9 protein-coding genes are annotated in these 14,370 nt (G+C 45.3%); 3 read left to right on the top strand and 6 right to left on the bottom strand.

The genetic code is table 11. The annotated features are described in order from the left end of the window. Window positions 1–145: 145 nt before the first annotated feature. A complete protein-coding gene (locus MHN09_RS19540; RefSeq protein ID WP_239241751.1) occupies window positions 146–1,591 on the bottom strand; it encodes a glyceraldehyde-3-phosphate dehydrogenase in 1,446 nt (481 codons plus the stop codon). A gap of 192 nt (window positions 1,592–1,783) precedes the next feature. On the opposite strand from MHN09_RS19540, the gene MHN09_RS19535 reads away from it, so the two are divergent. Further along, a complete protein-coding gene (locus tag MHN09_RS19535; RefSeq protein ID WP_343300034.1) occupies window positions 1,784–2,668 on the top strand; it encodes a DUF2989 domain-containing protein in 885 nt (294 codons plus the stop codon). Window positions 2,669–2,820: 152 nt separating this feature from the next. Here the strand turns inward: MHN09_RS19535 and msrB are convergent, their stop codons facing one another. The 5 genes from msrB to malQ all read right to left on the bottom strand — a co-directional run bounded on the left by msrB (window position 2,821) and on the right by malQ (window position 11,906). Continuing rightward, on the bottom strand, window positions 2,821–3,249 hold the full coding sequence (gene msrB / locus MHN09_RS19530) for a peptide-methionine (R)-S-oxide reductase MsrB (RefSeq protein ID WP_039216559.1): 429 nt from the start codon (window positions 3,247–3,249) through the stop codon (window positions 2,821–2,823). Between the two features lie 99 nt (window positions 3,250–3,348). Further along, complete coding sequence (gndA, locus tag MHN09_RS19525; protein ID WP_110288811.1) at window positions 3,349–4,902, bottom strand: NADP-dependent phosphogluconate dehydrogenase; 1,554 nt, start codon at window positions 4,900–4,902, stop codon at window positions 3,349–3,351. A 328-nt stretch (window positions 4,903–5,230) separates the two neighbouring features. Then, entirely contained in the window at window positions 5,231–7,318 is a 2,088-nt protein-coding gene (gene glgX / locus MHN09_RS19520; protein ID WP_239241749.1) for a glycogen debranching protein GlgX, read from the bottom strand. 47 nt (window positions 7,319–7,365) lie between these two features. Further along, complete coding sequence (glgB, locus tag MHN09_RS19515) at window positions 7,366–9,549, bottom strand: 1,4-alpha-glucan branching protein GlgB (protein ID WP_187446294.1); 2,184 nt, start codon at window positions 9,547–9,549, stop codon at window positions 7,366–7,368. Window positions 9,550–9,707: 158 nt separating this feature from the next. Then, a complete protein-coding gene (gene malQ / locus MHN09_RS19510) occupies window positions 9,708–11,906 on the bottom strand; it encodes a 4-alpha-glucanotransferase (protein ID WP_039234854.1) in 2,199 nt (732 codons plus the stop codon). A 235-nt stretch (window positions 11,907–12,141) separates the two neighbouring features. Between malQ and gap the strand changes: the two genes are divergently transcribed. Together gap and MHN09_RS19500 are read left to right on the top strand one after the other, a co-directional pair. Continuing rightward, window positions 12,142–13,137, top strand: a complete 996-nt coding sequence (gap, locus tag MHN09_RS19505; RefSeq protein ID WP_014976817.1) for a type I glyceraldehyde-3-phosphate dehydrogenase — start codon at window positions 12,142–12,144, stop codon at window positions 13,135–13,137. A gap of 188 nt (window positions 13,138–13,325) precedes the next feature. Next, on the top strand, window positions 13,326–14,177 hold the full coding sequence (locus MHN09_RS19500; protein ID WP_049587594.1) for a D-hexose-6-phosphate mutarotase: 852 nt from the start codon (window positions 13,326–13,328) through the stop codon (window positions 14,175–14,177). The last annotated feature ends 193 nt before the right edge of the window (window positions 14,178–14,370 follow it).

The following is a 14,370-nucleotide window of genomic DNA, read 5'->3' as shown; positions in this document are numbered from 1 at the left end:
CTCCACGGCGAGAACGCAGCTTCCCCCGAACAGTTAAGAAGAGACCACAGCGATACAGCAGAAAGAAAAATGCCGCTCACCTTAAGTGAACGGCATTAGACCACTTAGGTCGGTTTTTTATACAGTTAATTAAACTGCGTGTTGCTTAAAGCAGCAACGTAGGGAAACTAAGCCCTGCCATATCACGAACTACACGTAGTACCTGACAGCTGTAACCAAACTCGTTGTCATACCACACGTATAGTGTCAGGCGGTTATCTGCGGCGATGGTCGCCTGAGAGTCAACCACAGACGCAGCGCGAGAGCCGACTAAGTCTGTTGATACAATCTCTTTACTTGCCGTGTAGTCAATTTGGTGTTGAAGCTTTGAGAACAACGCGGTATCGCGCAAGAACTCGTTAACTGCAATGCGATCCACCGGCGTTTTAAGATTTAGGTTCAAAATCGCTAGCGACACATTAGGTGTAGGTACGCGAATAGCATTGCCGGTAAGTTTACCTGCCAGTTTCGGGTATGCTTTGGCAACGGCTTTCGCAGCGCCCGTTTCGGTAATAACCATATTAAGTGGCGCACTACGTCCACGACGATCACCTTTGTGGTAGTTATCGATAAGGTTTTGGTCGTTAGTGTAAGAGTGAACGGTTTCAACGTGACCGTTTTCAATGCCATATTCTTCGTCTAGCGCTTTAAGTACCGGCGTTATTGCGTTAGTCGTACAGCTTGCAGCAGATACAATTGTGTCTTCTGGTGTGACTTCTTCGTCATTTACACCGTGTACGATGTTCTTGATGTCACCTTTACCCGGGGCAGTAAGGATAGCTTTCGCTGCACCCTTAGCTTTAAGGTGTAGGCCAAGGCCGTCGCGGTCACGCCAAATACCCGTATTGTCTACGATGATAGCGTTATCAATACCATATTGAGTGTAATCCACTTCATCTGGGCTGTTGGCATAAATGACTTGAATGTATGAACCGTTTGCTTTTAGCGCGTTACGCTCGTGGTCAACTGTGATGCTGCCGTTGAACGGCCCATGCACTGAATCGCGGCGCAGTAAGCTTGCACGTTTTTCTAGGTCGCCATCGCGTCCGCCACGAACCACAATGGCGCGTAAGCGAAGCTTATTGTTTTTACCTTGGCGTTCAATAAGCAAGCGAGCAAGTAAACGACCTATACGGCCAAAACCATATAGTACAACGTCCTGAGGTTTCTGATCGTCCTCTTTATCGGCAACGTCGTTTAGTTTTTCGTTAAGGTAGGCCGTAAGGTCGCTATTGTCGACCGCAGAACCGTAGTGAAAGTCAAAAGCCAATTTACCAATATCAATTTGTGCAGGAGCAAGCTTCATGTTGCTCAAGGCTTCTAAGATTGGATAGCTTTCGCGTAGGCGTAGCTTAATACCTTCGTGCAGACGCACTTTGCGGTGCGCTTTAATAACATCAATAGCACTGGCGTTCAGTAGCGAGCGTCCATAAACCGAAATTTCAACTGCCTTATTGCGATACAATTTACCAATAAGGGGCAACATCATTTCTGCGTATTCCTGACGCTCTTGCCAGCTGCTTTGTAATTCCTGCTCAAACTGTTGATTCATGCTTCTGCCTTCATCGATATTAATTTAACGGTGTTGTCATTGTTGTATGCGCGGCCAAATTTTGTGTGGCACAAACACGTACAACTAATCCTAATTACGCGTCAGCTTTTTATTATTTTTAGGGTACACTAGGTGAGTTTTCGCCTGACGGTGACGAGCAGTATCTTAAATAAACAAGCAAGGAAGACCAAATTGTTGATAAGTTTCAAAACCTCTATGAAAACTCATATAACAGAGAGTTTATTTAGTAAGTTTCCAACAAAAGGTTATGTAACGACGGTGTGGCTGGCAGCAGCGACAACACTGACGGGTTGTGGCGATCTTTTTGAACCTACTATCAGTGAAATTTGTGAATCTCACAGCGAGATTTGCTTAGATTTGAGTTTGGATGCCCGTTGTCGCGGCGAGCGAGCTGAGATTATTCGCTTGCGTTACTACAATCAAGATTCAAAAGACGACGCTTACAAGTACCCTCTCCTTCTGAACTTCGAAGAGTATCTAACCTGCGTTGAAGAAGTGCAGCATATCGAACACGTTAAACGCAAAGGCAAGGAAGCGACACGGCTAAAAGGCGTTATTACTGCTCAGCGTGAAATTAAACGCCTAAGCCGCGAGACGAAAGACTCCCTTGATCCTTACCTTTCTTACTATCATTGGACACGATATAACGACAAAGAGGCTTTTCATCGCTTTGAGCGCTACGCTGCCAGCAACCGCGTAAGCGATCCAAAGCTGCTGGTCGCACTGGCCTCTGTTCAGATTAAAACAGACCAAAAGAGTACTATTGAAACCTTATATCGCGCGCTAAGTTTATATACAGATAGCGACGACATTGATGTCAGCATTTTCTACTCGCTTGCTTCAATGGGAATGGATATGGACAACTATCGCCTTGCCTATGTTTGGTATGGTGTGGCTGAAGCCTTCGATGAGAGACTTAACGACACTCAGCGTGTTCAACTTGGACAACGCTATGCCCTTCCAGTAGGCATTCTAGATAACATTGTTGATGAAATAGTCAGTAACTTGAATAGCGCGACCTTCAACGCAGATTCATTGAAACTGGATAAGCTCTGATTTTTTGAAACTCAATTACACAATTTCATTGGTAAATAATTAAAAAAACCGCCGTTTATGGGCGGTTTTTTATGATTGGATCTCTCTACTTTCCACATAAGGTCAAAATTTAATCAGATGTTTACCTTAATCAAGCGCTCACCTAGGGCTTTTTAACCTTTAATTTGTGTATCATCTTCGCCTTTAAAGGTCATAGATAGCGAATTTACGCAGTAGCGTTGACCCGTTGGCGCAGGACCATCTGGAAATACATGGCCTAAGTGCGAGCCACACTGCTTACAAAAAATCTCAACCCTACGCATACCGTGACTCAAGTCTTCTCTGTAATCTACATTACCGTCATCAAGCTGCTTATAGAAAGAAGGCCATCCACAACCAGCATCAAATTTAGTATCTGAGGGGAAAAGTGGCGCTTCGCAGCACTTACACACGTACAATCCATCTCGCTGCTCGTCTAGCAATACTCCAGTGAAAGGTCGCTCAGTACCCGCTTCGCGGCATACATAATATTCCTCGTCAGTGAGCTCAGTTTTCCAGTCTTTTTTAGCTATTGATGCGTTTGCTTTTTCATCTGTCGACATAACTTACCTCTTTAAACAAAAAAGGTGTATTTGAAAACAAATACACCTTTTAATAGTTTACGCTCAGTTATGAGCGCGTGTAACACTATTTAGTTCATACTATTTTTTGATAGCCGTTTGCGGACGTGCAGGATCACTCCACTCGATGTGATACTTTTTACCTGCTGGCTTATCCACACGCTGATAAGTATGTGCGCCAAAATAATCGCGCTGGCCTTGCAGCAAATTAGCAGGTAGCACGGCTGTGCGATACGAATCATAATAGCTAAGAGCCGACATCATTGCAGGGCAAGGCACGCCAGCCAGTGTCGCCTGTGCAATTGACTCACGCCAGTCAGCTTGATACTGCGTAATTTGTTCCGCAAAGAACGGGTCCAATAGCAAGTTGGCTAAGTCTTCGTTATTCTCGTAGGCCTGAGAAATAGACTGAAGAAATACGGCGCGAATAATACAGCCTGCACGCCATATTTTCGCTATTTCACCAAACTCCAGTGTCCAGCCGTGTTCTTTGCCTGCCATAGCCATTAACTGGAAGCCCTGAGCGTACGCACAGATTTTAGAGCAATAAAGCGCTTGCTCTAGCTTGTTGATGATCGACATTTTCTCATTATCGCTGAACGATGGCGCATCAGGGCCAGCAAGAACCTTGCTCGCAGCTACACGCTCGTCTTTCAAACTAGAAATACTGCGCGCGAATACCGCAGAAGTGATGGTCTGTGCCGGACTACCTACCTGTAATGCGCTTACTGCAGTCCAAAGGCCTGTACCTTTTTGACCTGCTCTATCTAAAATCACATCAACCAACGGCTGCTGTGTTTCTGGATCCATTTGCTCAAGAACTTCAGCACTAATTTCCATCAGGTAGCTATTCAGCTTGCCTTCGTTCCAGCGACGAAACACCTCTGCTATTTCAGCTGGCGCCATATGTAGCGCTTCGCGCATAACATGGTAAGTTTCGCAGATAAGCTGCATGTCGGCGTATTCGATACCGTTGTGCACCATTTTTACATAGTGCCCGGCTCCAACCGGACCGATGTAGGTCGCACATGGTTCGCCTTCTAACACTGGTTGACCTGGCGTATGGCTTTCTAATGGTTTACCTGTTTCTGGGTCAACCTTTGCAGCAATAGCTTTAAGAACAGGCTCAATGCGTGTCCATGCATAAGGGTTGCCTGAAGGCATAAGAGATGGCCCGAAACGAGCGCCTACTTCACCACCTGACACGGCGGTAGAGAAGAAGATAAATTTACCTTTGTACTGCTCTTCACGTGCTACAGAGTCTGTCCACAAACTGTTGCCAGTATCAACCACGATATCGTCAGCGTGAATTCCGGCGTCAATAAGATGATTGCAAACGTGGTCAACAGGATCGCCAGCAGGCACAGAGATAATAATAAGATGCGGGGCTTTTAACTTGCTTAAAAGCTCGGTGTAAGAACTGCAGCCTTCAACACGAGGCTCAGTATTTTCAGCTCTTTCGCTTGCGTCTTTGGCAAGAATAGACTCAACTTTGTTTTGGTCTAAATCGAAACACGCTACACGATAGCCATGGTCCACTAGGTTCATGGTTAGGTTACTACCCATCACCCCTAAACCGATAAAACCAATATCACACGACTTGTCTTCGTGCGAATTACCACCTTTCTTTTGCATAGGAACACCTTCACATTTCAGATGGCTGCGCATGATACCACCTGAAAGAATAAAGAACAGTCTAAGCTAACAATTTAGTGCGCAGTGGTGTAATTGTCACCAGCGGTAAACATTAACGGGTTTTGTAAGCTAGTTTAGCCGAGATTTTGGCACGCATTCAGCACCTGCGTTACGCGCTTTCGCCCATGCTGTATGAAATTCACACAAAGGTAAAGACTCTGTTTCTTATTCAGCTAACGTGCACTGAGTTTAGAGCCGTTTAGCGGTACTCTTAAATTCTTTAAAGGCATCCTTAACCAAGTATAAGGTCGTATTGTAAGCCATTATTCTATCCAGAGAACTGAGAAAAACTGAACAACGTTAGCGATTTGCTGGCCTGTAAAAACACCTTCTGAATGCAAATTGAAGGCTGTTCTTCAAGAGAGCTGTAGCGCGTATCCAGGTGCATGGTCCACCCTCCCCTGGGTATGACAGAAGGTAGGTGAAAACGCACGTCGCTTTCACTTGCATTAACACACAAGAACCAGTGCTCTGGCTTCTGGTCGCCCGTTACACAACCTTTTATTTCCACACCAAACGCTTTGTTATGATGCGCATTCCAGTCTTCAGACGCTTTGTCAGAACCATCGGGCTTATACCAATTTATTTCTTTTACATTTCGTGAGAGCGTAAAAGTATCATCGTGCAGCTTTAGTTCGCTTAACAGTGAAGAGGACTGACGCAAACGGATCACATATTGGCAGAAGCTAAGAAAATCTTGCTTGCGCTTGTTTAATTCCCAATTCATCCAGCTAATAGGATTATCCTGACAATAGGCATTATTATTGCCATTTTGGGTGCGACTTAATTCATCGCCACCAAGAATATGCGGTGTACCTTGCGAGAAGATCAGCGTTGCAAAGAGATTGCGCTTTTGACGCTCACGCATAGCGAGTATCTGCTCGTCATTCGTTTCCCCTTCAATACCATAATTGGCAGACAGGTTGTGTCCATGGCCATCTCGATTTTCTTCTAAGTTATCGAGATTGTGACGTTCGGCGTAGGTCACCATATCGTGCAGCGTGAACCCATCGTGATATGTCACGTTATTTACCGACGTACTGATATGTCGATGGCCTTTGTGAAATATATCCCGTGAGCCCATTAGACGGGTAGCAAAGTCCGCGGTAACGCCATCGTCTCCACGCCAGAAGGCGCGCACCGTATCGCGGTATTTATCATTCACCTCTAACCATGGAGAAGGAAAGTTACCCACTTGGTAGCCGCCAGGCCCAATATCCCAGGGTTCGGCAAGCAATACCCTCTCTTTTAGAACAGGGTCGCTACTAATGGCTCTCAGCAGCCCAGATTTTTTACTATATTCTTGTGGCTCTCTTCCCAAGCATACTGCTAAATCGAAACGAAAGCCGTCAACGCCAATTACGGATACCCAGTGGCGCATGGCATCTAAAATAAGTCCCATCATAAATGGCTGCGCGGTATTTACCGTGTTACCACAGCCTGAATGGTTGGAATAAACCAATTCTCCGTTTTTCGTTTGCTCTAATAAGTACGCTTGGTAAGGGCAAAACCCCTTATAAGAAAGAATAGGACCGCCATTGCCTGCCTCTGCTGTATGGTTAAATACCACATCAACAATGACCTCAAGTCCGGCTGTATGATAAGCATCTACCATAGACTTTAGTTCAGCAAGCGCGTCTGACACACCGTAGCGTGGTTCAGGCGCAAAGAAGTTAACCGGGTTATATCCCCAATAATTAGTTAAGCCTTTCTCTGTTATAAATGGTTCAGGCATGAATGAGCACAACGGCATAAATTGCACCGTGGTTATGCCTAATGCTTTGAGATGCTTGATGACACTCGGATGGGCAGCACCGATAAATTTGCCACGGTGTTCTTTAGGTACATCGGGATGGAGTTTTGTTAGCCCCTTAATATGTGCTTCGTAAACTACTCGCTTGTGTTTCGGTATAACAGGCGCGCTAACATGACTCGGCGCATAGTCATTTTGATCAATTACTATGCACTTGGGGATCATAAACTGAGAGTCGTGTTTGTATTGCCTAGCGTCCCATTTTATTGCGCGACTAATTTTCTTGGCGTAAGGGTCGATTAGCAGTTTGTCGGTGGGTACCGCATGTAACCCTCCCTCACCGCGTTCTACGCGATAACCATAGTATTGTCCTGCGCTAACGCCGCTGTAACGACCGTGCCAAACATCACCAGTTTTCTCAGGCAATGGATGCTCACTCACCGCCTCTTCTGTGTCACTATTGAAAAAACACAACACGACCGCCTTCGCATCGGGCGCGTATACGGCAAAATTACAATCATCTTGTGTAACTGTTGCGCCAAGTGGATATGCCTTTCCCATTCCACTTTCTACAATTAGTGCGGTGTCTCGAATTTCGTTCACTTCGTTCTCAATTTATCTCTTCACTAGGGCGTGTCGCTCTAGTCGGATTAATCCACATTGGTAACATAAAATACCGTGGCTAGCGGCGGTAACGTGATTTCTGCAGAGTGAGTACGCTCATTCCAAGGTATGGGTTGCGTATTTACAGTAGAAGCAACGTCGTAGTCACTACCCCAATATGCACCATCATCAGTGTTTAGTGCTAGCGTTAGCGTGCATGCATCCTCTACGCCTATTCTGAAGTTCTGACGTGGCACAGGCGTAAAATTAGATACCACATATACTTTTTGCTTCGCATCTTTTGACATGCGAACAAATGAAACCACGCTTTGGTCTGCATTATTGTGGTCCAGCCAAGCAAAGCCCCCTGGTTCGTGGTCTTGCTCGTAAAGCGCTGGCGTAGACGTATAGAGGTGGTTGAGCGCCTTATAAAGCGCTTGAATGCCTTTGTGTTTTTCGTAATCGAGCAAGTGCCAGTCTAAACTACTGTCATGGTTCCATTCTCGTGCCTGCGCAAGCTCGTTCCCCATAAAGTTAAGCTTCTTGCCGGGGTGACCGTACATAAAGCCCGCGTAACAACGCAGGTTAGCGGCTTGCTGCCATTCATCGCCAGGCATTTTGTGCAGCATACTGCCTTTGCCGTGTACCACTTCATCGTGCGAGATAGGCAACACAAAGTTTTCGTCAAACGCGTAAACCATGCTGAAGGTAATATCGCCATGGTGGTAATTGCGGTATGCTGGGTCTTTAGCAATGTAATGTAATGAGTCGTGCATCCACCCCATGTTCCACTTAAAGCCAAAGCCCAAACCGCCATCAAATACTGGACGAGAAACCTTAGGAAACGACGTTGATTCTTCGGCAATTGTCATGGCGTCAGGGAAGTGCTTGTACACTTCTTCATTCATCCATTTCAGTAAACTAATGGCTTCGTAATTTTCGTTACCCCCATCCACATTCGGGATCCACTCGCCGTCATTACGTGAGTAATCGAGATAAAGCATGGATGCCACTGCATCAACCCTGAGTCCATCAACGTGAAATTTGTCTAGCCAAAACAGTGCGTTTGCAACTAAAAATTGACGAACTGTGTCTTTGCCGAAATCGTAAATGCAAGAATTCCAATCCGGATGCCAACCTTTCCTCGGATCTTCATATTCATAAACACAAGAACCATCAAATCGCGCCAAGCCATGGCCGTCTTCCGGGAAATGTGCAGGTACCCAGTCGATAATTACGCCTATACCTGCTTGGTGAGCCTTATCAACAAAGTATTTAAATTCATCTGGGTTACCAAATCTACTCGTTGGTGCGAACATTCCCACGGGCTGATAGCCCCACGAACCGTCGAAAGGAAACTCGGAAATAGGCAGCAATTCAACGTGAGTGTAACCCATATCGCTGACGTAGCTTATTAAGTCATCGGCCAGCGCTTTATAAGTAAGATAGCGCGCATCAGTTTCAATACCCGGGCGCTTCCAAGAGCCAAGGTGCACTTCATAAATGCTCATTGGGCTGTTGTATTTATTCCCCTTTCGCTTTTCCATCCATGCACTATCATTCCACTCATAGTTATTGTGGTTGTAAATTTTCGAAGCATGAGAAGGATACTGCTCTGCACTGAAGCCAAGTGGGTCAGCCTTGTGCGGTAGGTCGTGGCCGTGTGCATCTTTAATATGATACTTGTAGCGCTCTCCCTCTGCGAGTTCTGGCACAAACAGTACCCAGTATCCCATGGAGGTCTTTTCCATAGGATGCGTGCGCCCATCCCACTGATTGAAATCGCCAATGAGCGACACCGTACTCGCATTGGGCGCGAAAACGCAGAACCTGACACCTTTTATCGCATCGCCTTGTGATGAAGTGAGTGTTAAAAGTTGCGCGCCCGCTTGCTCATACAAGTTTGAAGGCTTGCTATCGATGTAGTGTACCGCATGATACGCCTGCTCGGAGAATTGATAAGGATCGATATAGCCCTTATCGTCATTCAAGCCTTCGGCGATAACGCGATAAACCTCACCCTGATATTCTTTAGGCAGTGGTGTTTCAAAAAGACCATTTTTGGAGGTAACGGTTACATTTGCTAGCGCTGCATTCTCCCATTTAATCGTTATCTCGCTGACATTAGGATGCCAAACGCGAAGTACCGACTTCTGCTGATTTTTAACTACACCTAAATGGGAAAACGGCTGAGAACATAATACCTGTTCAAACTGCTGCGCTAATTGCATTCGCTACTCCTAGTAAAAACCCGCATGGCAGCGGGTTGAATTGTGAGCTTAAATGCGTTGTATACATTTAAGCTCTATCAAGTACCGTCTTGGTACTTTATCTTACTCGTTTAAGTTACCCAGGCAACCGCCTATTATCATTTCTTTGATAATGGCAATTAACCCTGACTTGCTTGCTTTCTGGCATGAGTAAGTTTAGACGCCAACTCATTTATATCATGTCTATCGAACATCGACTCGATATTCTCTGTGAGTTTTCTTCGCCAGTTTGGATATTCGTCAAAAGTACCAGGAATATTGACCGGCTTATCCATTTCTAACCAGTCTTCCAATTGCAGGCTCAATAATGCGCTCGAGCCACCTGCCATATGCACCTGCATACCGTTATTCAGTTCGCGATTCATACCCGTATGATTAACATCGCGGCCTACATTGTCGCCAATTGAACCGTGGCCATGCAATGTATCTAAAATCGCCTGTTTGTTTTCATGACGATCCGCATAAAGCGTTTGAAGGATTTCTTCTGTTGGATAAAGCCCTATTTCTTTGCCTAGCTCTAAATCTAAACAGTGCCAGTAACCAATCAGCGTTGGCATATCGTGAGTAGTCAACGTTGACATAGACTGAACAGGGTAATGGCTAGGTGAGAAGAAACCGCCGTCTTCCGCTTGTTCGAAGAAAAATACGCGGTATGAGTACACGCCATTATCAGCAAGCTTGCTGCGAATTTCTTCTGGTACAGTACCCAAGTCTTCACCAATAACCAAGCTCTGATTGCGGTGACTTTCTAGCGCTAGAATACCGAGTAAATCGTCTACAGGATAATAAACATAGCCGCCATCTTTAGCGTTATCGCCTTTCACAACCCACCATAAACGCAGCAACGCCATGACGTGATCGATACGCAATGAGCCTGACGACGCCATGTTAGACGCAAACAGGTCAATAATGGGCTGGTAACCCTGTTCATACAGCTTACGAGGGTCCATAGGCGGCAACCCCCAGTTCTGGCCTAGTGGGCCCAAGATATCCGGTGGAGCACCTACACTTGCGCCTGTGCAGTATAGGTCTTTGTTACCCCAAATTTCCGCACTGCCTTCACTAACGCCTACCGCCAAGTCCCGATAAAGACCAATGGTCATGCCTGCATCAGTAGCTTTGTTGCTTGCAAGCTCAAGCTGTTGGGCGGCAATCCACTGTAGGAACAAGTAAAATTTGACGTCTTGTTCGTTTGCACTCTTAAACTTAGCCACGGCTGGATTGTAATAGTCTTTGTATTCTTGTGGGAATACCGGCCATCCCCAGCTGTCTTTACCTTCAGCTTTTAGGTGCGATTGCAAGGCGTCGTACACCGCTAACATATCTAAGCTTTCACCGCCCGCTTCTACGAAGGCTTTAAACGCTTTATTTTGCTTTGTGCTTTTACGAAGGTATTTGGCATCGTAAACATCAAATACTGCTTTAAGCGCAGCCAATTTCACATGGGCGACTGCCTCGTAGTCTACATGTTCTACGTTACGTGCATGTTCAAGCGTGGCTTTAAACTCATCACTGCTCACTACCGCTTGTACTGATGCATCGTCATAGCCGTCAATGGCAGTCACATCGATATACAAATAATTAAGCCAGCGACGTGAGCTTGGCCCATAAGGCGAGCACGCGTTGGGATTTGCGGGGTAAAGCGCATGAATAGGATTGAGTCCGATAAAGTCTGCGCCCACACCAGCGGCTTTTTCAATAAGCAGAGCTAAATCAGAAAAATCACCAATCCCCCAGTTCTTTTCACTGCGAACGCAGTAAAGTTGAACGCTTAAGCCCCATATTTTTTTGCCTTCTTTAATTTCGTTTGGCGTGTAGCACGCTTCTGGTGCCACAATTAAGCGAGAACGCGCAAACTCATCGTCATCTGCGCTTAAGGCTACATCGTGATAACCAAGGGGCAAATCCAAAGGCAGTGTTACTACGTATTCATGAAACTCTACATCGTCGATATGCGCCATTGTCGTCATTTCTTGGTCAACTGGCGTAAATTGATGAGTGAGCACGTCACCATTTTCACAGGTGACCGTGAGCGTGTGATCATCGTTCACTAACTCGATAGGTAAACGAACTGCTAGATTAATTTCTTGGGTATTGCGAACCACTTGAACAGGATTTAACGGCGACAACCATACCGACTTTATATCTTGTGTAATTTGTGACTGAATTTTTTCATCACTGCTGGTGTCATAGCCAAGTGTGTTAAGCAGTTTTGCTTTACTTGATTCTGCGATGGTTGCTGGCTTTCCCCATGCGTCGACGTATTGGGTTTCAATTCCCCGCATTTCAACCAGTTGTTGCAGAAGTTGTTGTGTCATGGTGTGTCATTCCTGTTATTCGGTAAAAGACGCAAAGCAAATTAAACATAGTGCGTCTACAAACAAATTTTTAACATTATTCTAGAAACAAGGGCTTGGCGATATCTGAATACGATTGCAATAGCACTTATTCGTAATTTTGCAACACTTTTGCTTTTTATTTTGCTAATTATGGCATTTTGATCCATACTTTACGTAATTTATTTTCATTTTATTTAAATAATCGGGGTACGTTATGACAATTCGCATCGGTATCAATGGTTTTGGCCGTATTGGACGCCTAGTAATGCGCGCAGCAGCGGAGCGCAACGACATCGAAGTTGTTGCAATAAACGACTTACTAGACACGGACTACATTGCTTATCTATTGAAATACGACTCGACTCACGGTTTATTCGACGGTGAAGTTACAGTAGATAACAATAGCCTAGTTGTAAACGGCAAAACTATCCGCATTACATCTGAAAGAGATCCAGCTGCACTTAAGTGGGATGAAGTAGACGTTGACGTGGTTGTTGAATCAACAGGTCTGTTCCTGACTAAAGAAACTGCCGCGAAGCACATCGAAGCTGGCGCGAAGAAAGTTGTTATGTCTGCACCTTCTAAAGATGACACGCCTATGTTCGTTATGGGTGTTAACCAAGAAAGCTACGCTGGCGAAACTATTGTTTCAAACGCGTCTTGCACAACTAACTGTCTTGCTCCACTTGCCAAAGTGCTTAACGATAAATTTGGTATTGTAGACGGTTTGATGACAACGGTTCACGCAACAACTGCAACACAGAAAACGGTAGACGGTCCTTCAATGAAAGACTGGCGTGGTGGTCGTGGTGCTGGTCAGAACATCATTCCATCATCAACCGGTGCAGCAAAAGCAGTAGGTAAAGTTATCCCTGAGCTTAACGGCAAGTTAACAGGTATGGCTTTCCGTGTACCTACGCCAAACGTTTCAGTAGTAGACCTTACTGTAAACCTTGCGAAGCCTGCTAGCTACGATGAAATTTGTGCAGCAATGAAAGAAGCTTCAGAAGGCGAGCTTAAAGGTATCATGGGTTACACAGAAGATGCGGTTGTGTCTAACGACTTCCTTGGCGACGCTCGCACATCGGTATTTGACGCCACTGCAGGTATCGCACTTACTGATACATTCGTTAAACTCGTTTCTTGGTACGACAACGAATGGGGCTACTCAAACAAGGTTCTAGACCTTGTGGCTCACATTTCTAAGTAATTAACGGTATTAAGCTAAAATAGTTAAACTATTCACGCTAAAGTTGAGTTAATCTAAAGGTGTAAACACGGCGTTTGCACCTTTTTTGTTTTTCGTGGTCGTAAACACGCATAATAACGATATTCCAGCGACATACGCTTTCCCGTCGCTTACCCTTTGTTGTTTTCTTATTAGTCCAAGGAGGGCTTATGCCACCTGTGAGTTCAGTTACCGTTAGTGAGTCTAATGGACTTACCTTTTTAGACGTAGATAATGCGTTTGCCTCTGCGCGTATTAGCCTATTTGGCGGTCATATCTTGTCATATGTGCCTAAAAGCGATGGCAGAGAGCGTCTTTGGGTAAGCCCCCATGCTTACTTGAACGGAGAGCGACCTATTCGCGGTGGTATTCCGGTGTGCTGGCCTTGGTTTAGCGATGATCACGGTCGAGAAAAAGGTGCCCTCCCCGCTCACGGCTTTTTGAGAACACAAGTGTGGAAGCTGATTCATTCAGAAGATACAGAAAGCGGAACAACGATTACGCTTTCGCCAAGCTTTACCCGAGCAGAAGGGTTTGAGAATGATTGTAACGTGACCATGGTAATTACCGTTGGTGAGACGATGGACGTTGCGTTAACTACAGAAAATACGGGTGTTGTACCATTCGAATTTAACTGTGCGCTACATACATATTTCCACGTTGACCACATTCAACATACCCAAATAACTGGAATTGAAGGTCAATATAAAGACAAACTTGACGACTGGGGACTTAAGACGACACCGAGTCCTTACACCATCACAGGCGAAACGGATCGCATTCATGTTGCGCCGATTAAAACGGCAGAAATTGAAGTCGAAGGCAACGCGTTTACGGAAGTGGTATCCAACGGTAATGACTCTTTGGTAGTGTGGAACCCATGGTTAGGCGCAGCGTCTATTTCAGACATGGACCCATTTGGCTATAAGCACATGTTGTGCGTAGAAACATCGCTAACTGAGGGAAAGACGCTGTCCCCCGGTGCTAGCCACATACTTAAACAAACTATTGTTCCGAAGTAAATTATGTGAAGTGCAAGCGCAATTTCGCTGACGCTTCGGAAAGTAGACAGTCGCAGTTCACGATCAAGAGATATAAAAAAAACCTGCCAATGAGCTAATGCCGATCAGTTAAGAAAATTTTCATGATCGGTTGACCGATCTTTTTAAGGCTTCAAAATCCGATATCAGTCTCTGGTATCGGATTTTTTAATGT

Origin of the sequence: Alteromonas sp. MmMcT2-5 (genome assembly GCF_022348315.1) — a bacterium.
GTDB classification, from domain to species: Bacteria; Pseudomonadota; Gammaproteobacteria; order Enterobacterales; family Alteromonadaceae; genus Alteromonas; species Alteromonas macleodii.
This window is presented reverse-complemented; position numbering and strand designations above follow the sequence as displayed.